This is a genomic window from Mitsuaria sp. CC2, assembly GCF_048957715.1.
In the GTDB taxonomy this organism is placed as follows: Bacteria; Pseudomonadota; Gammaproteobacteria; order Burkholderiales; family Burkholderiaceae_C; genus Roseateles.
On the sequence record NZ_JARVXN010000014.1, the window covers coordinates 1 to 24,209 of the forward strand.

Sequence of the window (24,209 nt, forward strand, 5' to 3'; positions counted from 1 at the left end):
TTCCTCGACAAGCTCCAGGTGGTGGCGCAGTCGACCACCGACGAGGAGCTGCGAACCCTGGTGATTCGCGCGAGCGAGCTGCTGGCGGTCCTCCCCGGGCAACTCCCTTTCCCCATGGGCGACTGCCACGGTGACCTGACGCTCAGCAACGTGATCCTCGACCCGCTCGCCGGCGTCACGCTGATCGACTTCCTGGATACCTATCTCGAGACGCCGCTGCAGGACGTCGCGAAGCTGAAGCAGGACTTCGTCTACGGCTGGTCGTTCCGCAAAGAGCCCGCGTCGCTAGGTATTAAGGCGGAAATCCTCTGTCGATACCATCTTCCCCAGGCCATCACACAGATCGAGCGCATGTATCCGCGGCAGGTCTGGCTGATGACCTTGATGGCCCTGGCGCGCATCGCGCCCTATGTCAGGGACCTCACCACCAAGCAATGGCTGATCAACAGCCTGACGCATTGCATGAAGGGCTGACCCAGCATGAACTACCTCGTCACCGGCATCGCCGGCTTCGTCGGATCGAGCTTGGCTCGCGCCATCCTGGCCCGGACGCCCGACGCCACCATCACTGGCATCGACAACCTGTCCTTCGGCTATCGCGAGCGCCTGGCCGACCTTGAGGGCCGCATCGAGTTCATCGAGGGCGACCTCCAGAACATCCAGCAGCTGCTCGGTGACCGGAAGTTCGATTCGATCGTGCACTGCGCCGCCATCGCCCCATTGCCGGAATGCCAGCGCGACAGCCATCGGGCGATCGCCCAGAACGTCGCGATCTGCGGCTCCGTGGCGGACTACGCTCTGGTGTCCGGTTCGCGCGACATCGTGTTCTTCAGCAGCGGCGCGATCTACGAGTCGACCACCGAGTTCCCGACGCCGGAGAGCACGACCATCGCCACCAGCCTGGTCTATCCCACTACCAAGCACATGGCGGAACTCTACTTCCAGGCGATGTGCCGCTCGCACGGGCTGAATGTCACTGCCATCCGCCTCTTCAACCTGTACGGCCCGCACCAGGACTACTTCCGCAAGCAGCCTCCACTGATCGGCTATCTGCTGACCAGCCTGCTGAAGGACGAAGAAGCGGTGCTGTTCTCGTCCGGTACCCAGAGCCGCGACTACGTCTACATCGATGACCTTCTTAACCTGGTGATGGCCAGCGCCGCGAAGATGAAGGCCAGCGCCGAGGGGGGTCGCTTCAGCGCGGTTAACGCGGGCAGCGGCCATTCGATCTCGGTGAACGAGATCATCGCGACGCTCGAGTCCGTGTCGGGGCTGCGGCTTCGCGTCAAGCGCATGCCGGCGACCCAGTACTGGGACAAATATTCCGAGCTCTTCCACAAGGAGATCGTGATCGACCGCGCAGTCATCGAGCGGGAGGTCAACAAGCACACGCTGGCCAGCCTCGACAAGGTGCAGCGTGAATTCGACTGGTCCGCGAAGGTCGACATGACCGAGGGACTGCGCGCATGCCTGGCGCACGCCAAGACCATCATCAAGAGCTACTGACACCATGAAAACGCTGATCCTGCCCGTCGCCGGCCGCTCCTCTCGCTTCCCCAGCATGCGCCCCAAGTGGCTGCTCACCATGCCCGACGGTAAGCTGATGCTGGAGAAGGCGGTCGAGAGCCTTGACATGAGCGACTACGACCGCGTGGTCGTGGTCTGCCTGCGCGAGCACCTTGATGCCTATCTGACACCGGAGTCGCTCGCCACCGTCCTGGCGGGCATCGGTCACTCAAAGGTCGACCTGTGCGTGTTGGAGGAGCCCACCTCCTCGCAATCCGAAACCGTCGCGCTGGCCTTGGAGCGCGCGAGGATCGACGGGGCCTTCTTCGTGAAGGACTGCGACAACATGTTCCGGGTCCGCTGGCAGGGCGGCAACGAAGTCGCCGTGCTGGATCTGAATAGCGTCGGCCTGATCGACGCGAAGAACAAGAGCTACGTCAACGTCGATGCGCTCGGCAACATCTCCAACATCGTCGAGAAGCAGGTCATCAGCAATTTCTTCTGCTGCGGCGGCTACGGCTTCCGCAGCGCGGAAGAGTTTCTGACCCACTTCCGCTCCATCAAAAGCCAGCAGGAGGTCTACATCTCGCATGTGATCTACAGCATGCTGATGGGCGAGGAGAGTTTCCGTATCAGCAAGGCGGACGGCTACATCGACTGGGGCACGCTGCGCGAATATCGCCACTACACGCGCTCCTTCCTGACCCTGTTCTGCGACGTCGACGGCGTGCTGCTCTACAACGGCAGCAAGTTCGGCAAGAAAGGATGGGATACCGAACCGATCTCCGAGAACCTTCAGACCATCGCCCGGATGCAGAAATCCGGCCTGCTGTACCTGATCATCACGTCCAGCCGTCCGGAATCGGAGATCGATTATCTGCGCATCCGTCTGGCCGAATTCGAGGTCCATCCGGATCGTTACGTGATGGGCCTGCCGCACACGCGCCGCATCCTCGTCAATGACTACTCGCCGACCAACCCCTATCCGACCGCCATGTCGGTGAATGTGGAACGGGACGGCAAGATGCTGTCGTCGATCCTCGATTCCCTCGGCAGCTAACATGGCCGGCTGGATGCGCAGGCAACGCGGGAAGCGCGCTTGATCATGGGGACTCGCCGATGGGCGCCGCTATTCGCCATCGTCTTCGGGAAGCGGTCGTGGGCGCTCGCCATCTCGACGACGAGCGCGGTGTCCATGGTGCTCACGGGCTTAATCACGAGCCGGCTCGGCGCGAGGAACCTCTCCGCCGAGGAGTTGCAGCTCTGGTTCCTGATGCTGGGGGCCCTGCCCTTCTGCATGCTGCTGGACCTGGGCGCGTATTCCATCGTGCCGGGCAAGATGTCCTATTACGGCCAAGCGGGAGAACCGCGCCGCGTCCGTGAATACGTCGCCACCTTCTTCCAGACGGCCATGGGCACGATCGCGGCCGTGGCCGCGTTGGCCGCGCTCATCGTTCCGTGGATCGGCGGGCGCTGGTTCTCCGCGGCGGAGGTGGGCACGCTGTCGATGCTGCTCATCGTCGCGATCGCCTGCCGGGTCGCGCAGAACGTGCTGCTGGGCATCATCTTCGCCGCAGGGCACATCCCGATGGAGAAGACGCTCAAGACTGTTGGCAGCATCGCCGCAGTGGCGCCGATGCCCTTCCTGTTGTCGCACGGCTATTCGGTCTTCGCCATGCCGTGGAGCTGGCTGATCTCGTCAACGTTCGTGCTGACCATCGCCGTCCGCCACATCTCGAGGCGCATCACACCGCTCTTCGACCGCACGCTCTTCTCGGCCTCGCTATCCAGGGAGGTTCTAGGCACGTCGGGCAAATTCTTGGTCGCCGCACTTCCGGGCATGTTCATCTACAACATCCTTCCGTACCGCGTGGCCCATGACTTCGGTGCCGCCCTGACCGTGCAGATCGGTCTCGCCGCCCAGATTTCCATGGGTGTGACCCTGCTGTGCTCGATCCCCACCTCCTTGCTCGTTAAGAGGATCGCGGACGAGTACTTCGCCCGCAGCGGTGGGGAGGGAAGCAACGCCGGCCTGATCAGGAACGTGCGCATCGTCTCCGTGCTCTCCTCGGGCGCGCTCGCGACCGTCTTCGTCTTCCACGAGCAGATCTTTCAGCTGTGGCTTGGCAAGCACGTTCCTTTCGACACCCGCTTCTTACTGCTGTACTTGGTCGCTATCTGGTTCGAGATCCAGCAGACGACGCTCACGACTTCGTTGGTCTCCACCGGCTATGTGAACTTTTGGCGGGTGACGGTCCTATCGGCTGTGCTCACGGTCGTCACATACACGCCTTTCATTCGCTGGTTCGGATTCTGCGGCGTGGCGCTGGCCTGTCTGGCCGCGCAGTTGCTCACCTGCCATTACTGGAACACCCGGCAGACGCTGCGGGCCTTCGGGCTGCCTGTGCTGGCCTATCTTCGCCAGCACGCGATCTCCGCCCTGCTCGTGGCGCTGATCGCGCTAGCGGGCCGGGCTGAGGCCTTGGCAGGGGGCGTCCTGGGCCTCCTTCTTTCATCGGGCCTGATCGGCCTGGCCTTGATCACCCTCTTCCTGGATCGTCGACATGAGCAAGGCACGCTCCCTCGCGCTTAAGTGGACGGACCGCTTCTTAAACACCGTGGCGCGCGACGGCGCCGTGGTGGAGCGGCTGGTCAACCGATTCCTCTTCGCGCTTCGCAAGAATTCCAGCGAGCGGTTCTACACGTACCACACGCGCCCCCAGCGGGCGGCGGCCGTGGGGCTGGACCCGGTCGCGCCGATCCCGACGGACGGCATGATCGGCATCGTCATTCAAGGTCCACTGCTGCGCGAAGCCGACTTCACGATGGAAACCGCCGCCCTGTATCTGCGGACCTTCCCGACCGCCCACGTGGTCATCTCCACGTGGCAGAACGAGGACCTTGGCCAACACGAGATTCACCAAAACGCGCGCCTGCATGTGGTCAAGAGCGTGCCGCCCAAGACCAGCGGCCTAGGCACGACGAACTACCAGTTGGTGTCCACACGGGCCGGCATCGAACGGCTTGAAGCGCTCGGCTGCCAGTATGTGCTGAAGACCCGGTCGGACCAGCGCGTCTACGCCGCCAACCTCGACCATTACCTGATCGCGCAGCTCCACCAGTACCCCTCCCGCTCCGAGCACCAAAAGCATCGGATCGTGGAGCTGAGCATGAACATCTGCCGCTATCGCCCTTATTCGATGTGCGACATGTTCCAGTTCGGACACATCAGCGACATGAAGGACATGTGGTTCGCGGAGCTGGACGAGCGCCACATGTCGACCAAGCAGTTCTCGTCTAGGAAGCTTACGTCGCGCGACGTCTCCGAGGCCAACATCGGAGAGATTTACCTGCACCGGAAGTATTTGGAGAAGATCAAGGCGGACAGCGCGGTGTCGATGCGCAATTACTATCAGGCGCTGCTCGACCACTTCATCGTCATTGACAAGGAGCAGGTGGACCTGTACTGGCACAAGTACCACTGCGGCGAATATTCACTTGCCGAGAATCCGACCTATTCGACCGATCCGACCGCTCGGCAGAAGGCGCGCTTCTACCACCGCGACTGGATCGCAGGACTGGACGCCGGCATCGATATCTTCCCGCTCGATGACGCCCTGATGGACCGTTTCGAGAACTGAGCCCCATGATGCGAATCCTGTTCGCCCTGTTGAGCCGTCTGGACATGCTGGTGACGCGGTGTCTGACCCGGTGGCACCTCTTGAAGTTCTCCCGCGTGGGACGCAACGCGCTCATCCGAAGCCCCCGCAAGATTGTCGGTGGGCGACACATGACGCTGGGCAGCGGCTTCGACGCCTTCCCCGGTTTGCGCATCGAGGCCTTCGACCGCCACTTGGACAAGCGCTTCACGCCGCGCATCACGATCGGCGACCGCGTCAGCATCAACTACGACTGCCACATCGGCTGCGTCGACAGCGTCACGATCGGCAACGACGTACTGCTGGCCAGCCGCGTCTACATCTCCGACCACAGCCACGGCGCACCGGACTATCACGACATCGACACCCCGCCATCCGCGCGGAAGGTGTTCTCAAAGGGCCCCGTGGTCATCGAGGACGGCGCCTGGATCGGCGAAGGCGCCTGCATCCTGCCGGGTGTGCGAGTCGGCCGCCACGCCATCGTCGGCGCCAATGCGGTGGTGACTCGCGACGTGCCGCCCTACACCATCGTCGGCGGCGTGCCCGCCCGCCCCCTCAAGACCCTGTCCCCCGGCGAGCCCCCCGCCACGTCGACCACGCCATGATCCACATCTTCACGATCACCGCCAGGAACTACCTCAGCCTGGCGCTGACCCTCGGCGACTCCATCGCGCGCCACCATCCCGAAGCGGACTTCACGATCTGCGTCGCGGACGGGCTCGACCAATTGGAAGGTCTCCTCCCGGCCTCGCCCCATCGAGGCCATCGACTCGTCTCCGCGCCGGACCTCCTGCCGCGCGAACAGCTCGACGATCTCGCGTTCAAGTACAACATCACCGAGTACTGCACGGCGATCAAGCCGCTGATGTTCAAGACGCTGTTTGCAGACCCGTCGGTGGACCTCGTCTACTACATGGACCCGGACACTCACCTGTACCAGCGACTCGACCCGATCACCGCGGGGACGCCGGACAAGACGCTGTACCTGGCTCCTCACCTGATCGACTGTCGCCTGGCCGACGACCACCCCTACCCGGAGTTCCGCCATCTCTGGGAAGGCATCTTTAACCTCGGCTTCTGCGCGATTCGCCGCACCGGCGCCACTGCCCGCATCCTCGACTGGTGGGACGCCCGCCTGCGCGACTACTGTTTTGCTGATCATGTCGACGGCCTGCATACCGACCAGAAGTGGATGGATTACGCGCCGGTCTTCTTTCAGGATGAACTGCAAGTCGTGCGTCACTACGGCGTGAATGCGGCCCACTGGAACCTCGGCGAGCGCCCGATTGAAGAGCGCGACGGGACCTACTTCGCGGGGCGGGATCCCTTGATCTTCTTCCACTTCTCCGGCTTCGAGTTCCGGGGCAATTCGCTCACCAAGCACACCCCCGCCCATCACCAGGGCAGCTACACCACGCCAACCCTGCTCGCCTTCGCCCAGCAGTACCGCGACGCGGTCCATGCCAACGGCTATGAGCGGCTGCTGGCTGTGCCCTACGCGTTTGCCACCTTCGACGACGGCACGCCCATCACCCAGCCGCACCGCCGCCTGTACCGCGTGCGCGTCAAGGAAACCGCCATCGCGTCACCGTTCGCGGCCAGTGGCGCCTTCTATGCGGCACTCGCGTCGGCCGGACTGCTCGACCGCAGCCCCGCCGCGAAGGCGAACTATTCGAAGGCCACGGTGGGCGACATGGCGGGAAAGATCCGCACCGTCGAACGCGCCATGCGCCTGCTGCTGAAGGTCGTCGGCGTGCGGCGCTATGCACAGCTGGTGAAGCTCGCGGCCTGGCTCGGCCGCTTCGAGCATCACCGTTTCCTCCTCGACAAGCGCGGCTGAGCGGGCCATGGTGAAGCGTCCCGTCCCGTCCGAGCCACACCTGCTGGTGGACGCGCGCCCGCTCAACGGCGCGCGCAACGGCATCACGCGATTCGTCGAACAGCTGATCGCGACGTGGCCCGCAACCGGTGCCTTCCAGACGACGCTGATCTCCAACAAGCCCATCCTGAGCAATGCCACGCTGCCCGCCGGGATCCGATGCCTGCAGGACACGCATGCCTCCTCCCGCCTGCCCGGCACGCTCTGGATGACCTTGCGCGTGCCGGCATTGGCCCGCAGGCTTGGCGCGACCCATTTTCTCGGCACGCAGCACGCTCTGCCGCTCTGGCGCACCGGGGGCCTTGAACAGGGCGTCATCGTCCACGACCTCGTGTTCGAGCTGTTCCCAGAGACCATGGCGCGCACGAACCGGCTGCTCACCGGATTCTTCGCACCTCGTTCGATCCACCGCGCCGATCACCATTTCTGCGTCTCCAGGACGACCCGCGACGACATGGTGTCCGAATTGGGGATCACGCCCGCGCGATCGACGGTGTGCTATCCCGGACGCACGCCCGACCTGGGCGGTGCAGACGTCGGGCGCGCAGTCCCCCCGAAGCCCGGCAGCCTCTCGCTGCTCGTGGTGGGCTCCATGGAGCCTCGCAAGAACGTGCCGCGTTTCCTTCAGGCGTTCCTCATCGCCGCCGAGCAGGATCCGCGCTTGACGCTCGACCTCGTCAGCGGCGACGCGTGGGGCGACGTGCTGGGGGACGCTGTCTGGAGGAAGATCCGCCAGCATCCTCGCATCCGCATCCACCAGCGCATTTCGGACGAGGCCTTGCGCGCGCTCTACGATGGCGCCGACTACCTGATCTTTCCCAGCCTGTACGAGGGATTCGGTCTGCCCATCCTGGAGGCCGTGGGGCACTGCGCGGTGATCGCGAACGACATTCCCGTGTTCCGTGAACTCGCGGCCGCCATCGATGGCGTCCATCTCATGGACTTCCAAGGGCCGCCCGCCGAGATCGCCGCCGGGCTGACCCGGTTGCTGGCGGTGGCAGACCGGTCCGTCGTCGCCGACGACCATGGCCGGTTCTCCTGGCAGGTCTGCGCGAACCGGATCGTCTCGGCCATGGGTCTGGATACCAACGCCAAGGCGACCGACGCACAATCGAGCCCCACGCTCCCGTTGCACACATGAACGCTCCTGCCCCCAAGCGTCCCCACGGCATCGCACGCGCGCCCGCGATGGCGCCCAGCGTCGCGCTGCTGTCCTGGACCTTCCCGCGCGTCGGACCGTTCAAGTTCACCGAGGTGCTGGCACTGATCAGCCTGGCCAGCGCGGTGACCTCCCCCCGGACGCTCCAGCGCATTTTCAAATGCTATGGCTTCTTCCTGCTGGCGACGATCCTGGCCTGCCTGCCCGCGATGTTCACGCTGGGCACCGGCGACAACACGATCACCAGCGACAAGGGGCTGTATTCCTCCCCCGAAGCCTCCGTGTTGATGACCGTGGTGCGCACCCTGGCCTATCTGCTGGTGGTGACGGGCCTGACCCACTTCTTCCGCACCGCGTCCGACACCTTGATGCGCAAGGCGCTGGACTGGTGCTACATCCTGACACTGCTGCCGGGGGTGCTGCAGATGCTCCGGATGTACTCGGGCTTCCACTTCGACCTGCCGTATTTCGAGCGCGCGGGCCTCGGCCCGTTCAGCGGTGTCTACGACTCCGGGTATCTGCGGCTGATGGGCTTCGAATTCGAGCCGCTCGGCTACGGCACCAGCCTGATGGTGGTCTGCTGCCTCCGCGTGTTCGCCCGCAACCGCTGGCCGTTGCTCGGACTTGTCGTGCTGGGTCACACCTTCAGTGCGGGGGCGATCGTCGCGTCCGCCGTGGCACTGCTCATCGGTTACCCGCATCGGCTGCGCCGATTCGTCACGCCCCTGTACGCGCTGCTGTTCACGGCGCTGTGCATCGTCGTCTGGGCCAACCTGGACGAACTCCTGGCCCTGCTGTCGTTCCAGCGCTCGGCGTCGGAACGCGTCAACGCCCTGGGCATCTGCATCAACATGTGGTTGGACCATCCGTTCGGTGTCGGTCCCGGTCTGTACGGCTACTTCATGAATCTCTACGACCTGGCCAGCTTCCCTGCGCCACAGTTGGACTGGTATCCGAACAACGACCCTGCCATGTTCCTGGCCTATGGCGGCATCCTGTACCTGCTCGCCTACTTCTGGGTCTTCCATTACGCGCTGTCGTCGACGCCCGCGCGCTGGATCCGCATTGCGCTCGTCGGTCTGCTGGTCCAGTCGATCAGTTCCTACATGTTCTTCAATCCTGCCGCGGCCGTCATCATTGCGATCGCACTGTCCGGCAGATCGCCGCCCCCACCCCTCGTGAAAAAGAGAAGGCGCGCCGCCCGGCAACACCCCGGGTTGCAGGCGCCTGCGACCATCGCCTGATTTCCCCCGAATGATCTTCATCAACGGCAAGTTCCTCGCCCAATCCCTGACCGGCGTCCAACGCTACGCGATCGAGTTGCTGCAGGCCTTCGATGCGCTGCTGGCCGACGGCGCATGGACCGCCACCGGCCCCGTGGTGCTGCTGGTCCCCTCGACGCGCGTCCAGCCCTTGCCGGCACTGCGCCACATCCAGATCCGCGAGATCCCGTCCGGCAACCTGCACGTCTGGGAGCAGGTCCGCCTGCCCTGGGCCGCGCGCGGCGCGATGCTGATCAACCTGGCCGGCAGCACGCCGCTGATCAAGTTCGGGCAGGTCAGCACCTTCCACGACACTGCCGTCTTCGACGTGCCGTCCTCGTTCAGCGCCAACTTCGTGCGCTGGTACCGGCTGCTGTTCAACGCGCAGGGACGACTGAGCCGTCGCATCCTCACCGTGTCGGAGTTCTCCAAGGAACGGCTGGTCCACCATCTCGGCATCGACGCGGGCAAGGTCGCCGTCGTCCATTGCGGCGCGGACCACATGCGGCGCCAGCCGGCCGATGCCGCGGTGCTGGGCAAGCTCGGCGTCGACGCCGGCCGTTACTTCCTGGCCGTCGGCAGCGCCAATCCCAACAAGAATTTTTCCCGCCTCATCGAAGCCTTCGCCGGCCTCGAGGACCCGGATGCACGCCTGGTCGTGGTCGGGGGCAGCAATGCCACCGTGTTCGCCGACAGCTCCGATGCGGCCCGCGACGATCCGCGCATCGTCCGCGCCGGACGTCTGACCGACGACGAGATCAAGGCGCTCTACAGCCACGCCCGCGTCTACGTGTTCCCGTCCATCTATGAAGGTTTCGGGTTGCCACCGGTCGAAGCGATGTTCTGCGACTGCCCCGTCCTGGCCGCGCGTGCCGCGTCGATTCCCGAGATCTGCGGCAACGGCGCCGCGTTCTTCGACCCCTACTCGGTGGACGACATCCGCGCGTCGATGCGACGCGCCCTGCACGACGACGCCTGGCTGGCGGAGCTTCGCCGGGCTGGCGGCGTCCGCGCCGAGACCTTCACCTGGCACAACGCCGCGCTGAGCCTCGTCCGCACGCTGTCCGACATCGGCGTGATGCAACCGCGCCAGGCGCGCGCCTGACCCGTCCTGATCTGGCCTTCATGACCCCTCGCAAGAAGATCGTCCACCTGCAACTGCTGCCGCTGATGAGCGGCGTGCAGAAGGTCTCCCTCGATGAACTGTCGCACCTGAACCCGGTGCGTTATGAACGCATCGCCGTCTGCAAGTGCGAAGGCGAGTTCACCGAACAGCTCCGCAAGATCGGCGTGCGCGTGCACCTGATCCCGGAACTCGAGCGCGCCATCTCGCCCCGGCGGGACGTGCAGGCCTACCTGCGCCTGCGGGACTTCTTCCGGGCGGAGCGTCCCGACATCGTCCATACCCACTCCTCCAAGACCGGCATCCTGGGGCGCCTCGCCGCCAAGGCCGCCGGCGTCCCGACCATCGTCCACACGGTGCATGGCTACGCCTTCCCCGCCGAGTCGCGTCCCGCCATCAAGGCTGTCTTCAAGTTCCTGGAACGGCGTGCCGGCAAGGTGACCGACCGGATGATCGTGCTCAACGACACCGACGCCGCCATCGCCCGCGATCTGCTCGGCGTCCCGGACGCCCGCCTGGCGCTGCTGCCCAACGGCGTGGATATCGACACGTACGCGCCCGCCGCGCCCGAGTCACGGCGGGCGCTCCGACTATCGTCGTTCGGCATCGATGCGGACGACCACGTCATCGTCGGCATGGTCGGCCGGCTGTGGCTCCAGAAGAATCCCCAATGCTTCGTCCGCGCCGCGATCCGGGTCGCGGCGCAACGCGGCAAGGTCAGCTTCTTCATGATCGGCGACGGCGAGTACCGCGCCGAACTCGATGCGGCCATCCTCGCTTCCGGCCACGCGGACCGCATCCGCATCCTGGGCTGGCGCAGCGACGTGCCCGCGCTCCTGAAAGCGCTGGACCTGATGGTGCTGCCGTCGCGATGGGAAGGCATGCCGCTGGCGATCCTCGAGGCGATGTCTTCCGGCGTGCCCGTCCTCGCCAGCGACATTCCCGGCAACCACCATCTCGTGCAGGACGGCAGCGACGGGCGACTGTTCCCACTGGACGACGACCAGGCGCTGGCTTCGGCGTTGATCGATCTCGTCGACGACCACGCACTGCGTTCGCGCTTCTCCGCGCAGGCGCGGGCCAAGGTGCTGAGGCACTACAGGCTGTCCGACCGCATGGACAGGATCACCGCGATCTACGAGGGTCGACGCTGACGGACGGCCCGGACCGGACCGCTGTTCCGCCCCCTCAGCGGGGCGTCATCACGAACATCGGCACCCGATGTGCCGAGAACGACTCGCGGTTGACGGTCTCGCTGAAGGGCGGCATGTGATCGCCGACGACGACGAGGAACGGCGTCGCCTGCGATGCCGCCAGTGTCGATTCCAGACGCGCCAGCACCTCTCCCAGCTCGTGCACCATCCGGCAGGCCTGCTCCGGTGTCGATGACGCCGCACAAGCGGTCTGTAGCGCTGCTGGCAGCGGTGCCGCGTGACGAAGGTCCAGAGGCAGATGGGTGTCCAGCGTCAGGGCATACACGAAACGCCCGGGCGTCTGCGCCTGCTTCACGGCTTCCCCCAGCACCGCGCTGTCGCAGACACCGGGGAAGGCCTGGTTGCAGTTCATCGGCACAGACGGGTCGCGCTCGGCCCACCGCCAGGGTTGCAGGCCGACGCGTGGCCACCATTCGCTGCGATCGAACATCCGCAGGCCGAAACCATGGATGCCGGTGCTGGTCACACCCTGGTCCGCGAGGCGCCGCGGCAGACAGCCGGCGGCGATGTCGTTGCTCAACCGGGTGTAGTGGCCTTGCAGGCCGCACAGCGTGCGCAGTTCCCCCGACGTCGTCGAGCCGACAAACTCCTCATCCGCGATCTGGATCGACCAACGGGCCGCCAGACGTGGCGTCGCCAGGCGCTGCGCCATCCAGTCGCGGAGCGCAGGATCGCGCGGCAGGCCCAACGATTCGACCAGCACCAGCATCGAGCTCTGTCCAGGATGCGCCGACTGCCATGCCTGCAGCGCCCGGAAAGTGGCCGGATCGCGCATCGGCGACGGCGGCCCGGACATCGACAGACTCTGCCGTTCCGCACGCCACACGTTCCATGCCGGACTCCCGGCGAAGTTCATGTTGACGATTCGGCTGTCCTTGTCCAGACCAAAAATATGGAAGGATCCGTTGGCGGCGTCGCCCCCCGCAGCCAGCAGGGCCAGGCCCAGCAATGGCAAGGCGAGCGTGCGCGAACGACGTGTCAGACGCAGCGCCAGCCAGAGACAGATCGCGAAGCCCGTCACCGCGCCCAGCAGCGACGGGGACAGGAAGGTCCGCAGGTTGAGCATGTCGACGAAACGCGCCGCATCGACGAAGTCGAAGGTCGACATGAAGTGGTAGTTCTTGGCCGCGGCCCGGATGATGTCCGCCGACCAGGCCAGGACCAGCACGACACCGCCCGCCAGCGTCGACACACAGGCCAGCGCCGCAGCGACCAGCAGGTCGAGGTTGAACAGCGGCCGCTCCTCGGCCAAGGGCGTCTGGAAGATCCAGACGCTCAGCCACGACGGTGCATGCAACGCCACGACGATGCAGACGAAACGGACGACCAGCCATCCTCGCGAGACCGCACGCGCCGCGGGGCGCGCCCCGATCGCCCGACGGCTGTGAAAAATGGAACTCATCGAGACCCCAATGAGGACGGCGCGCCGCAATGCAGCGACGACAGCAGGTAGGCACCATCGGCGAAACGCCTCGCGTCCGCCCAGGACGCGCAATTGTGAACGGGATGCACCAGCACGGCCGCGCCGGCGGGCCGAGCCGTCAGCGCCGGCATCCTGTCCATCGGCAGTGTGAACGCGCGGACCCCGATCCTTGCGGCCTCCGCGGCCAGGTGATCGATGCGGCGATGCGCGAGATACGCCGTCAATATCGGCCCTGGCAGCGACGCCTGCGCTTGCCAGCGATTGAACAGCGCGAAGTCCCCGGGGCGATACAGCTGGAACACGACGCGCGTCGCATTGGCGGTGTCCGTCACGCGATCAACAATGCGGCGGCCCACGCCCTCGAAATCCGTCTTGATGTCGAGTACCACCCACGCATCCCGCGGCAGCGCAGTCATCAGGGTCTCGAAGGTGCAGCCGTCCTGCACCAGATCCCCTTGCGGCCCCGGGTCGTGCCGGCAGCGCAGCACACCCGACTCTTCGACAAGATCGACCTCCAGCACGCGGAAGCCCGCAGCGTACGCGCGGCGCGCCGCGGCCAGCGTGTTGGCCGTCGCCGATCCCGACTCCCCGAGTGCATGGGCGATGCGCACCGGCGGCGCGCCTCCGGCCTGGAGCCAGGTGTAGTCCTGATCCGGCCGCAAAGCCGCGGCCGTGGACCAATCCTCATCCGAGCGCAGTCGCGCCAACGTGTCCATCGCGCGTTCGCCGAGCAGCGTTGCATCGACACGGTGCAGCCATTGGCGGCCACTGACCGTTGCGGCCAGCCCGATCGCCGCAATGAACATGAACCCTGTCAGGGCGATCCCCACCGACAGCGATCGCGTCATCCTGCGGCCTCGTCGGGCCATCGAGCGCGCACAGACGCGGCGCGATCTCCACCTCCCGATGCCACGGTGCCCGCCTCGCGCGTGGCGCCGGGCGCGCCGTACTCGACGACCCAGCGCTTGAGGCCCGCCACCACGATGTCCCGCGCGGACTGCGACTGATCGACAGTACCCATGACCCATTCGATGAGCCCACCGTCGGCCTCCACTTGGCCCAGCTTGGCGATACGCACCCGCGAGATGCGCGTCGGCACCGTCCTGTCCGAATCCGCAATCAACTCCTCATAAAGCTTCTCGCCCGGCCGCAGCCCCGTGAACCGGATTCCAATCTCCTGCTCGTGCCGCCCCGCCATGCGGATCATGGTCTTCGCCAGATCCACGATCTTCACGGGATCCCCCATGTCCAAGACCAGCACCTGCCCGCTCTCGCCGATCGCGCCGGCCTGCAGCACCAGCCGGGCCGCTTCGGGAATGGTCATGAAATAACGAATGATGTCGGGATGCGTCACCGTCACCGGCCCGCCCTTCGCGATCTGCTCCTTGAACTTCGGAATCACGCTGCCGCTGGATCCGAGCACATTACCGAAGCGGACAGCCATGAACTTAGTGGCGTGCCCTTGCCCGGCCATATGACTGATCACCAGCTCCGCGGCCCGCTTCGTCGCCCCCATCACGTTCGTCGGATTCACCGCCTTGTCGGTCGAGATCATCACGAAGCGCTCTGCGCCTGATTCCGCCGCCGCCATGCACGCGTGATACGTCCCCAGCGTGTTGTTGCGCAAGGCCGCCCACGCGTTCTCTTCCTCCATCAACGGCACATGCTTGTACGCCGCCGCATGGAAGACGACCTGCGGCCGGTACTTCCCGAACGTGAACCGCAGGTGCTCCAGGTCCTTCACATCCCCGATCAGCCGCACCAGCGGCACGTGCGGGAACTTCTCGCTCAGTTCCTGCTCGATCGAATAGAGCGCGAACTCGCTCAGCTCGTACAGCACGATCTTCGACGGCCCGTACCGCGCCACCTGCCGGCACAGCTCCGACCCGATCGATCCGCCCGCCCCGGTGATCAGCACCACCTTGCCGCCGATGCACTCGCTGATGCCGCCTTCATCGAGTTCCACCGGCTCGCGCCCGAGCAGGTCTTCCGGCTCGATGTCACGCACCTGATTCACCGCTCGCCCGGCCAGCAGCTCCTGGCTGCTCGGCACCGTCAGCACCGCCAGGCCGGTCTTCCCCGCCAGGTCCAGCGCCCGGCGCCGCTCCGCGGTGCTCGCCGCCGGCATCGCCACGATCACATGCGTGATGCCATGAAGATCGGCCAGCCGCGTCGCGTCCTCCAGCGCCCCGATCACCGGCACGCCGGCGACACGCGCGCCGCGCTTGGTCGGCGCGTCGTCCAGATATCCCACCACCACCCAGCCCTGCTGGTGCTGGATCCCCGCGACCAACAGCCGGCCGGCATCCCCCGCGCCCATCACCAGCGCCCGGCGCTGCTCCAGCGCGCTGCCGCTGATGCGGCTGCGCATGTGCTCGTAGAGCATGCGGTAGCCCATGCGCATGGTTGCCAGCGCCATCAGCGTGAACACCGGATGCAACGCCAGCACCGCGCGCGGCACCTTGGTCAGCTGCGCCATCAGCACCGCCACCGCCGCGAGCAAGCCCGCGAGGACGCACACCGCCGCCAGCCGCTTGACCTCGCCGAAGCCGCTGAAGCGCCACATCCCCTTGGGCACGTGGAACAGCTTCAGGAACACCGCGTACAAGCCGACGATGCCCAGCATCACCCAGTGGTCGTAGTCGGGCCGGGCCTCGAACCAACGCTCGAAGCCCAACCGGAACAGATACGTCGCCTGCCACGCGAGCGCCACCGCCACCATGTCCAGCGCGAGCGCCGCCGCCTCGCGGTACGGGCGGATGCGCGTCAGGAATGCGTCCAGGGACAACCAGTTCATCGTGTGCTCTTCTTCTTGAACGTCTGTATCTGTCGAAGACGGGGTCAGGTCTTGATCGCGCCCAGCGTGGCCAGGATCAGCCGGATGTCGCCCATCAGGCTGGCGTTGCGCACGTAGTCCGCGGCCAGCCCCAGCTTCATCGGCATGACCACCTCGACGTACTCGCGCTCCGGATCAGCGGCCCGCGCCAGCAGCTCGCTCTCGTTGCGGAAGCTCAGCGAGGCCGGATCGGTGATGCCCGGCCGCACCGAGAGCACCAGCGCTCGCAGCTCCGCCGGATACAAAGCCACGTAGCGCGGCACCTCGGGACGCGGCCCCACCAGGCTCATCGCGCCGCGCAGAACGTCCCACAGCTGCGGCAGCTCGTCGACCTTGCTCGCGCGCAGCCAGCGGCCGCTGCGCGTGATGCGCGCGTCGTCGCCGATGGTGATCTGCGGACCGAGCGCCGGCGCGTCCACGCGCATCGTCCGGAACTTGTGGATGCGGAAGGTCCGCCCGAAGCGCCCTACCCGCTCCTGCCGGAACATCACCGGCCCGCGCGAATCCAGCTTGATCCACACGGCCACGGCGAGCAGCAGCGGGCTCAGCAGCAGCAGGCCGACGCCGGCGCAGAGGATGTCGAAGAGTCGCTTGGCCATTGGCCGTCCCGTTCCCGCGTTGCTGGCTCAGAAGCCCAGGCTGCGGCGCACCGCGCCGATGACGCGCTCGACCTGGTCATCGGTCATCGCCGTGTACAGCGGGATCGTCACCGTGCGCTCGTAGGCCTTCTGCGACTCGGGGAACATCTCCGCCGTCAGGCCGTAACGCTCCTTCCAGTACGGATGCTGGTGCAGCGGCACGTAGTGCACGCTGCAGCCGATGCCCTGCTCGAACATGCGCTCGATGAAGAGGTCGCGCGACACGCCGGCCGCCACCGCCTCGTCGGACAGGCGCAGCACGTAGAGGTGCCAGCTGTGCACGTCCTCGTTGGGCGCCTTGGGCGGCAGGATCAGCGGCAGGTCGGCGAGCGCCTCGAAGTAGCGCGCGGCGATCTGCTCGCGCCGCTTCTGGAAGGCCGGCAGCCGCTTGAGCTGGTGCAGCCCCAGCGCCGCGGCGATGTCGGTCAGGTTGTACTTGAAGCCGGGGGCGACGATCTCGTAGTACCAGCTCGGCACCTTCGCGGTGAAGCGGTCGAAGGCGTCGCGGTTGATGCCGTGCAGCCGCATCACGCGGGCCCGCCTGGCCAGCTCCGGATCGCGCGTGACCAGCATGCCGCCCTCGCCCGTCGTCATCGTCTTGTTGGCGTAGAAGCTGAACACGGTGGCATTGCTGCCCATGGTGCCGATCAGCTCCTTCTCCAGCGTCGTGGGCAGCGCGTGCGCGGCATCCTCGACCACCTTCAGGCCGTGCCTGCGCGCGATGTCCAGCAGCGACAGCATGTCCACCGCCAGCCCCGCGTAGTGCACCGGGATGATCGCCTTCGTGCGCGGCGTGATCGCGGCCTCGATCTGGTCGATCGCGATGTTCATCGTCGCCGGGTCGATGTCGACCAGCTTCACGTCCGCGCCCATGTAGCGCACCACCTCGGCCGTCGCGGTGAAGGTGTGGGTCGTCGTGATCACTTCGTCGCCGGGACCGATGCCCAGCGCCTCCAGCGCCAGGTGCAGGCCGGCAGTCGCGGAGTTGACCGCGATGCATTCGATCTGCGGCTCGGCCAGGAACTCGGCGAAGGCCTGTTCGAAGCGCTTGGCCTTCGGTCCGGTCGTGATCCAGCCGCTCTTGAGCGTGTCGACGACCTCGGCGATCTCCTCGTCGCCCAGCTCGGGCAGGGCGAAGGGGAGGAAGGGCAGCTTGGCCTCGGCCGCGACATCGGCCGCCTGACCGGGCTTCAGATCGTTGATGTTCATGATGACTTGGTGATCAGCGCCAGCACATGGCTGCGCAGGAAGGGGATCGTGTTGAGGACGCGGTAGGCGCCGGGGTGGACGCGACAGGCGGCACGCGCGATCGGCGGAGCCAGCGTGACGCGGCGCACCGCCAGGCGGCCCTCGGGGAACAGCGCGCGCACGCGCTTGAGCGGCACGCCCCGGACGTCGGGATTGCGCGGATTGTCGACGATGAAGTCGTACCAGAGCACCGCCCCGCCCGGCTTCACCCAGCGCCACATGGCGTCGGCGAGGCGACGCTGCAGGCCGTCGTCCAGGATGGAGGAGAACACCGTCGACTGCAGCACCAGGTCCTGGCTGCCGGACTCGACCTCCGCCTGCGACGCGTCGCCGGCCAGCAGCCGCACCTGCGGGGGCAGCGCGGCGCGCGCCGCCTCCAGCCGTTCGGGCAGCAGCTCGATGCCGGTCAGGTGCTGCGCCAGCAGGCCCAGCCGCAGCATGTCCATCAGGTTGCCGCCGGCCCCGCAGCCGACCTCGGCCATGCGCCAGCCACCCAGCGGCGCGCCGGGGTCGGCCAGCGACGCGCGATGCGCCGCCAGGAGCCGCAGCATCGCGGCCTGGCGCTCGTGCAGCATCTGCCAGACCTCCGGGCGCAGCAGGCTGTAGCGCTCCAGTCCGGCCAGCCGCCGGTCGCGGTCGGCATAACGCTGGGCGATGGCCTGGAGTTCCCGGTCCTGGGTCATGGTGAGGTCCGTTTCAAGTGACCGCGGCGATGAAACGCTGCGCGAGCACAGGATAGGTGTGATTCGCCAGCACGAACTCGCGACCGCGGCGGCCCATCGCGGCGCGCTCCTCCGCCGGGACGGCGGCGAGCTTCAGCAGCCCGTCCGCGACCGCCTTGGCATCCTGCGGCGGCACCGTCAGCCCGGCGCCCGCCTCGGCCACCGGGTCGTTGCCGGCCTCCACCGAATGCAGCACCGGTCGCCGGGCCATCATGTAATCCATCAGCTTGTTGGGGGCGATGCCGAAACGGTAGATCGGCGTGCGCTGCCACCCGATGTAGGCGATGTCGAATCCCTTCAGCAGCGACGGGATCTGCGCCTTCGGGATCGCGGGGAACATCGCGACATTGCCGAGGCCCTCGTCCCGCACGCGCGCCTCGAGCCTGTCCCGCAGATGGCCGCCGCCGACCAGCACGAAGCTCAGCAGGCGCCCGGCGCCGTCGGGCCGGTCCTTCAGCAGCTTCGCCGCGTCGAGCAGCACGTCCAGCGCGTTCGGCTCGCCCATCGAGCCGGCGTATCCGACGACGGTGCGGCCCGCCGCCCGCTCGGCGCTCAGGTGCGCCTGGATCGCGGTGTCCAGCGGTTCGCCGTCCTCGGACCATTCGTCCAGCGTGATGCCGTTGGGCACGATGTGCAGCTTCTTCAGGTCGAGGCCGTGCGCGGCCATGTGCTGGTGCACCTTGGGCAGCATCGACACGACGACGTCGGCATCGCGATAGGCGTCGTTCTCCGCCTTCTGGCAGAGCATCGCGAACGGGTGCCACTTCGACATGCCCGACAGCTCGATCGGCGACAGCGGCCAGAGGTCGTGCACTTCGTAGACCAGCTTGGCCTTGGCGAGCTTCGCGACGCGCCGCGCGACCCAGATGTCCATCGGATAGGTGCTGGACGCGATGACGACGTCCGGCTCGAACTCACGGGCGAGGATGTCGGCGTCCTTCCAGACCTGGCGGCAGAAGGACCAGATGTTCTTGACCCGGCCGGTGCCGTTGCCCTGGTATTCGGGCGTGTCGTAGAAAAGGTAGTTCACGCCGCTCATCGCCGCCATGCCGGGCTCGGGCTGGGTGGTACGCACGTGCGAGTAGGACGCGCCCAGGATCAGCGCCTGGTGCCCGGTCCGGACCCACTCGCGGGCGAGATAGAACGGGCGGAATTCCATGCCGTGCTTCGGCGAGCCGGCGTAGTGGTTGATCAGCAGCAGCTTCATGGGGAATGGACAGGCTCAGAGGCGCTTCAGGCGCTCGATGAAAGTCTTGACGGCGGGACCGAACATCGCGTGCTCGGCGACCCAGGCGCGGTTGGCGGCGCCGAGGCGGTCGGCGTCGACCGAGTGGCCCGCGACGTCGCTCTGGCCGACCATCAGCTGCAGCCGGTCGGCCAGCGTCGCCAGGTCGTCGCCGTCCTTCAGGATCAGGCCGTGACGGCCCAGCAGCCTGACGTTGGGATGCATCGCCGCGTCGATGCTGCCCGTGCCGCCGGTGCCCAGCACCTCGTCGTTGGCGGGCAGGTCCGACAGGATGGGCAGGCACTCGTGGGCCATCGCCTCCAGCACGGAGACCGACACCGAGTCGCTCTGCGGCAGGCTCAGGAACCAGCGCGCCGGCGCGTAGCGACGGCCCTGCGAGGTGGCGTCCAGGCGCCCGACGAACTCGACACGATCCGCCAGGCCGAGCGACGCCACCTGCGCTTCCATCGCGCCCCGCAGCGAGCCGTCGTTCGCGACGACCAGACGCGCCTCGGGCTGCTTCGCCGCGATCGCGGCGAAGACTTCGATCACGCGATGCGGCCGGTAGATCGGCTCCAGCCCGCGGTTGGCGTAGAACAGCCAGGGCTGCTTGCGCACGTTCTGCTTGGGCAGCTGCTCCAGCCCGAACGGGAAGGTCATCACCTCGGACGCGCCGAGCTCGCGCATGCGGGCGCTCATGTGCTCCGAGTCGGAGGTCGTGATCGCGCAGGCCTTCAGCACCTTCGTCGTCAACCAGCGGTACGCCCAGCCCTGGTCGGGCGCGACCAGGATGTCGCTGCCCCAGGCGGAGCCGGCGATCTTCGCGCGCAGTTTCCAGCCGCGTCGCGCGGCCCAGGCCAGCGTGCCGTGCGAGGTCAGGTAATGCGCGTGCAGCCAGTCGGCGTCGACCCGTTTCAGCCAGGCGCCCAGCGCGGGCAACTGCCGCAGCACCGAGATGTTGCCACCCGCATGCACCGGATCGGTGTCCAGCGCGAGGCGGCGATCCTCCGGGATCAGGAACTGGAACTCCGGCGCGAAGCCGCGCGTGGACGCCGCCCACAGTTCGAGGTCGCGCTGCTGCGACAGCGCGCGCGCCCATTTCAGGAGGTGGGGGCTGTCGCCGTCACCGATCAGGACCAGTCTCATGCGGGAACTCCGTGCCGGGCGGGTCGCGGCGCCGAGCCGCGCACCAGCCACGCCAGATAGATCGCGAAATAGATCGGCAGCAGCACGGCGATGGCGCCCAGCGCCGTCGTCAGCGAGCCGCCGGTACTCAGCACCAGCGCCACCGGCAGCACGTACAGCGCATTGCCGGCCAGGCTGAAGGCCAGCGCGCCGCGCTGGCGTCCGGTGACCATGGGCGTGACCGTCAGCGGCGCCGCGATGAAGTGCGCCGCCACGTAAGGGGCGAGCCAGCGTCCATATTCGCCGGCGCGGGCCCAGTCCGCGCCGAGCAGCCAGCCGAACAACGCCGGACCGACGGCCATCAGCACGACCATGCAAGGCAGCGCGACCATCGCCAGCAGCTTGATGCCGCGCAGCAGGCGCGGGCGGAGATCGACGCCGCGCTGCCAGTCGCGGGCGAGTTCGCCGAGCAGCGCCTCGGACAGCGCGCCGCCGACCAGCGTCGCCGGCGCCTTCACGAGGCGCACCATCAGCGCGTAATAACCGGCCGTCGCGGCGTCGGCCCAGGCGGCGATCATCGCCAGCACCAGCGTCTCCTGCGCCGCGTTGACGAAGGCGTGCGGACTGTTGAGCAAGGGGAACTGGCGGTAGCGCCAGGCCAGCCGTCGAAGGTGGCGCCAGTGCCAGGTCTTGCCGGCGCGGTCCAGCCGTGTGGCGCGGCGCCAGCGCGCGCCGCGCCGCAGCAGCCACAGCGGCGCGAGCAGCGCGGCCAGGCTCTGGGACAGCACGAGCGCGGCGACGCCCGCGAACCCGCCCAACGCGGCCACGGTCTGCGCCGCCGCCATCACGCCCTGCTGCAGCACGCGGGCCTGGGCGATGACGTCGATGCGGCCCTGGCGGTTGTTCCACAGGCTCAAGCCCTGCTGCATGCCGGCGAGCGCCACGACCGGCGCGAGCATCAGCAGCCACGGGTCCAGCTGGTCGAGCGAGACCCAGCGTCCGCCCAGCTTCGCGTGCTGCGCCATCAGCACGTGCCAGGCGGTGGCGCCGAGCGCGGTGACCGCCCCGACGCCGAGCGCGATCCACAGCGCCAGTTGCAGCACCAGCGCCGCCTCGCCGTCGCGGCGCGGCAGGACGATGGCGAATTCGTAACGCGCATTGGCGATCGTCGCGAGGTTCGCCGCGAGCGCGACAAACAGCGCCCAGTGGCCGAGCGCCTCCGCGCCGTACCAGCGCGTCAGCAGCGGCGCGATCAGCATCGGGATCGCCTGCGTGAGCATGGACGCGCCGGCCAGTTGCGCGAAGCGGCGGCGGACGGTCATGGCGTCCGGCCGCCGTGGCGTTCCGCGATCGCGCGCACGGCGGCGCGTTGCGAGGGGCTCAGCCGCGCATGCCGTCCCAGCGGCAGGTTGAGCACGGTCCGCGCGGCGCGCTCGCCGTTCGGGCAATCGCCGTCGCTGTAGCCGAAACGGCGGCTGCCGCGCGGGTGGACGACGTCGTCGAACCAGGTGCCGCCGACGATGCCGGCGTCCTCCAGCGCCGCGATGGCCGCGTCGCGCGTCGCGGCGTCGGGCAGCAGCAGCGGGTAGCGCAGCAGCACGGCACCGGGCGCGCGCACGGGCCACTCCCAGCCCGGCAGGCTCGTCAGCAGCGCGTCGTAGTCGGACGCCTGCGCGCGCCGCAGCGCGTGGACCTCGTCGAAGCGCCGCGCCTGCATCAGGCCGATCGCGGCGCTCAACGGATGCAGGCCGGCGCGGTAGTCGGGCTCCGTCTCGCCGGCGACCTCGCTGTCGGGCGTCTTCGCCACGACGCCCAGCATCCGGGACGGCGCCCGCAGCAGCGCGGTCAGCATCTGCAGCGCGGGGCGCGGCAGGCTCATCGTCAGACGGTGCCAGCACAGCGTCAACAACTGCTTGAACACCGTCGACGTCGACGGTGAGCGCAGCGCGGCCCGATGCGCCCCCCCGTGTGCCGCCACCTCCGTCGGCTTGTTCGCCGGCTCCTGCGTCGTCATGTGCGCCGCGAAACGCTCGCGCGACGCCGGGTGGTGGATCACCAGCGCGCCGCCGATGCCCGTGGTCAGCGGCTTGGAATATTCGAAGCTGAAGAACGCCGCATGCCCCAGCGTGCCGACCATGCGGCCGATCGCGTCGGTGCTGCCCCAGGCGTGGGCGGCGTCCTCGATGAAGACGACGTCGGGGTGTTTGGCGCGCAGCGCGTCCAGGCCCTCGGTGACGAGGCCGAAGTTGTGCGGCACGACGACGAGCCGCGTCTCCGCGCTGATGGCGTCGGAGATCGCGTGCGGCGTGGGATTGAAGTCGTCCCGCGCGATGTCGACATAGCGCACCGCGAGCCCCAGGTGCATGAACACGTTGGGCACGACGACGCAGGTGTAACCCGGCAACAGGACCTCGGACCCGATCGGCAGGTCCAGCGACGCGGTGAAGGCGTGCAACGCCGCGCGGCCGGTGCCGAAGAGGTGGACCTCGCCCGCCTGGGCCGGATCCAGGCCCAGGCTGCGGGCGAAGGCGGCGCGGAAGTCCTCGGCGCTGCCCGGCCCGCGACGGAGCCAGTGCAGGAGCGCGCCGGGCAGGTCGCGCCAGCGCAGCGCGCCGGCGACGTGGCCCTTCACGGGGCGATCGACGGCGGCCGGGCCCCGTCGATCCGGTGGAGCGGCCGCGCCGGCACGCCGCCGTAGACCCAGCCGCCGGGCAGGTGGCCGCGCACCACCGCGTGCGCGGCGACGACGACGTCGTCGTCGATGACGCTGCCCGGCAGCACCGTCACGCGGGCGCCGATGAACACGTTGCTGCCGATGCGGATCTCGGCGCGTCGGTAGTGGTCGCGGAACAGGCCGGTGCCCGTCACCGCGTTGGATTCGCAGAACAGCATCAGGCCGGGGCCGATCGCGACGTCGTCGCCGATGGACAGGCACTGGTCGCCGACCAGCAGGTAGCCGCCCGGCGCGACGTGGCTGCGCGCGCCTATGGTGAAGCGGCCCGCGCCTGTCGCGAGGACCTGGACGTCGCGGTACAGGATGGATCCCGCGCCGATCGCGCTGCCCGCGCCGCAGCGCACGCGCGCGCCGGGATGGATCTGCGCGCGGACGCCCACTGCCAGCCCCAGCCACGCCGCGACCCGCGCGCGCATCCGGGCGCGCACCGCATCCAGCGTGTAGCCGATCAGCATC

21 protein-coding genes and 1 pseudogene are annotated in these 24,209 nt (G+C 67.6%); 11 read left to right on the top strand and 11 right to left on the bottom strand.

Going from position 1 to position 24,209, the window contains the following annotated elements:
* The 11 genes and pseudogenes from PV762_RS09745 to PV762_RS09795 all read left to right on the top strand — a co-directional run.
* Nucleotides 1-474, top strand: a 474-nt coding sequence (locus PV762_RS09745; protein ID WP_421034840.1) for a phosphotransferase, incomplete at its 5' end; no start/stop codon positions are given.
* Between the two features lie 6 nt (nt 475-480).
* The gene (locus PV762_RS09750; protein ID WP_421034841.1) at nt 481-1,506 is read left to right on the top strand and encodes an NAD-dependent epimerase/dehydratase family protein; all 1,026 of its coding nucleotides are present in this window, start codon (nt 481-483) and stop codon (nt 1,504-1,506) included.
* A gap of 4 nt (nt 1,507-1,510) precedes the next feature.
* Nucleotides 1,511-2,566, top strand: coding sequence for an NTP transferase domain-containing protein (locus PV762_RS09755; protein WP_421034842.1), 1,056 nt, complete (start codon nt 1,511-1,513; stop codon nt 2,564-2,566).
* A 39-nt stretch (nt 2,567-2,605) separates the two neighbouring features.
* Nucleotides 2,606-4,099, top strand: a complete 1,494-nt coding sequence (locus PV762_RS09760; protein ID WP_421034843.1) for a hypothetical protein — start codon at nt 2,606-2,608, stop codon at nt 4,097-4,099.
* Nucleotides 4,071-5,147, top strand: coding sequence for a WavE lipopolysaccharide synthesis family protein (locus PV762_RS09765; RefSeq protein ID WP_421034844.1), 1,077 nt, complete (start codon nt 4,071-4,073; stop codon nt 5,145-5,147). The genes PV762_RS09760 and PV762_RS09765 overlap by 29 nt, the downstream gene beginning before the upstream one ends.
* Nucleotides 5,148-5,563: 416 nt before the next feature.
* A pseudogene (locus PV762_RS09770) lies at nt 5,564-5,725 on the top strand (DapH/DapD/GlmU-related protein); the annotation flags it as partial.
* A gap of 41 nt (nt 5,726-5,766) precedes the next feature.
* Entirely contained in the window at nt 5,767-7,005 is a 1,239-nt protein-coding gene (locus PV762_RS09775) for a hypothetical protein (protein WP_421034845.1), read from the top strand.
* A 7-nt stretch (nt 7,006-7,012) separates the two neighbouring features.
* Nucleotides 7,013-8,185, top strand: a complete 1,173-nt coding sequence (locus PV762_RS09780; RefSeq protein WP_421034846.1) for a glycosyltransferase family 4 protein — start codon at nt 7,013-7,015, stop codon at nt 8,183-8,185.
* Nucleotides 8,182-9,447: an O-antigen ligase family protein gene (locus PV762_RS09785; protein ID WP_421034847.1), complete on the top strand. Its 1,266-nt coding sequence runs from the start codon at nt 8,182-8,184 to the stop codon at nt 9,445-9,447. The genes PV762_RS09780 and PV762_RS09785 overlap by 4 nt, the downstream gene beginning before the upstream one ends.
* Nucleotides 9,448-9,457: 10 nt before the next feature.
* Nucleotides 9,458-10,570, top strand: a complete 1,113-nt coding sequence (locus PV762_RS09790) for a glycosyltransferase family 4 protein (RefSeq protein ID WP_421034848.1) — start codon at nt 9,458-9,460, stop codon at nt 10,568-10,570.
* 20 nt (nt 10,571-10,590) lie between these two features.
* On the top strand, nt 10,591-11,742 hold the full coding sequence (locus tag PV762_RS09795) for a glycosyltransferase family 4 protein (protein WP_421034849.1): 1,152 nt from the start codon (nt 10,591-10,593) through the stop codon (nt 11,740-11,742).
* 34 nt (nt 11,743-11,776) lie between these two features.
* On the opposite strand, the gene PV762_RS09800 is transcribed toward PV762_RS09795, so the two are convergent.
* From PV762_RS09800 to PV762_RS09850, 11 genes are read right to left on the bottom strand one after another with little or no spacing between them, the layout of a single operon-like run.
* Nucleotides 11,777-13,204, bottom strand: coding sequence for a sulfatase-like hydrolase/transferase (locus tag PV762_RS09800; protein WP_421034850.1), 1,428 nt, complete (start codon nt 13,202-13,204; stop codon nt 11,777-11,779).
* A complete protein-coding gene (locus PV762_RS09805) occupies nt 13,201-14,073 on the bottom strand; it encodes a hypothetical protein (protein WP_421034851.1) in 873 nt (290 codons plus the stop codon). Before PV762_RS09805 ends, PV762_RS09800 begins: the two co-directional genes overlap by 4 nt.
* A complete protein-coding gene (locus PV762_RS09810; protein WP_421034852.1) occupies nt 14,070-16,022 on the bottom strand; it encodes a polysaccharide biosynthesis protein in 1,953 nt (650 codons plus the stop codon). Before PV762_RS09810 ends, PV762_RS09805 begins: the two co-directional genes overlap by 4 nt.
* A gap of 44 nt (nt 16,023-16,066) precedes the next feature.
* Nucleotides 16,067-16,660 (bottom strand): sugar transferase, encoded by a 594-nt coding sequence (locus PV762_RS09815; protein ID WP_421034853.1) that lies wholly within the window; start codon nt 16,658-16,660, stop codon nt 16,067-16,069.
* A gap of 27 nt (nt 16,661-16,687) precedes the next feature.
* Nucleotides 16,688-17,908 (bottom strand): DegT/DnrJ/EryC1/StrS family aminotransferase, encoded by a 1,221-nt coding sequence (locus tag PV762_RS09820; RefSeq protein ID WP_421034854.1) that lies wholly within the window; start codon nt 17,906-17,908, stop codon nt 16,688-16,690.
* On the bottom strand, nt 17,905-18,630 hold the full coding sequence (locus PV762_RS09825) for a class I SAM-dependent methyltransferase (protein WP_421034855.1): 726 nt from the start codon (nt 18,628-18,630) through the stop codon (nt 17,905-17,907). The genes PV762_RS09820 and PV762_RS09825 overlap by 4 nt, the downstream gene beginning before the upstream one ends.
* Nucleotides 18,631-18,643: 13 nt before the next feature.
* A complete protein-coding gene (locus tag PV762_RS09830; RefSeq protein WP_421034856.1) occupies nt 18,644-19,876 on the bottom strand; it encodes a glycosyltransferase family 4 protein in 1,233 nt (410 codons plus the stop codon).
* A 15-nt stretch (nt 19,877-19,891) separates the two neighbouring features.
* Nucleotides 19,892-21,040: a glycosyltransferase family 4 protein gene (locus PV762_RS09835; RefSeq protein WP_421034857.1), complete on the bottom strand. Its 1,149-nt coding sequence runs from the start codon at nt 21,038-21,040 to the stop codon at nt 19,892-19,894.
* Entirely contained in the window at nt 21,037-22,341 is a 1,305-nt protein-coding gene (locus PV762_RS09840) for a lipopolysaccharide biosynthesis protein (RefSeq protein WP_421034858.1), read from the bottom strand. Before PV762_RS09840 ends, PV762_RS09835 begins: the two co-directional genes overlap by 4 nt.
* Nucleotides 22,338-23,651, bottom strand: a complete 1,314-nt coding sequence (locus tag PV762_RS09845; RefSeq protein WP_421034859.1) for a DegT/DnrJ/EryC1/StrS family aminotransferase — start codon at nt 23,649-23,651, stop codon at nt 22,338-22,340. The genes PV762_RS09840 and PV762_RS09845 overlap by 4 nt, the downstream gene beginning before the upstream one ends.
* Entirely contained in the window at nt 23,648-24,208 is a 561-nt protein-coding gene (locus PV762_RS09850; protein ID WP_421034860.1) for an acyltransferase, read from the bottom strand. The genes PV762_RS09845 and PV762_RS09850 overlap by 4 nt, the downstream gene beginning before the upstream one ends.
* Nucleotide 24,209: the final 1 nt, after the last annotated feature.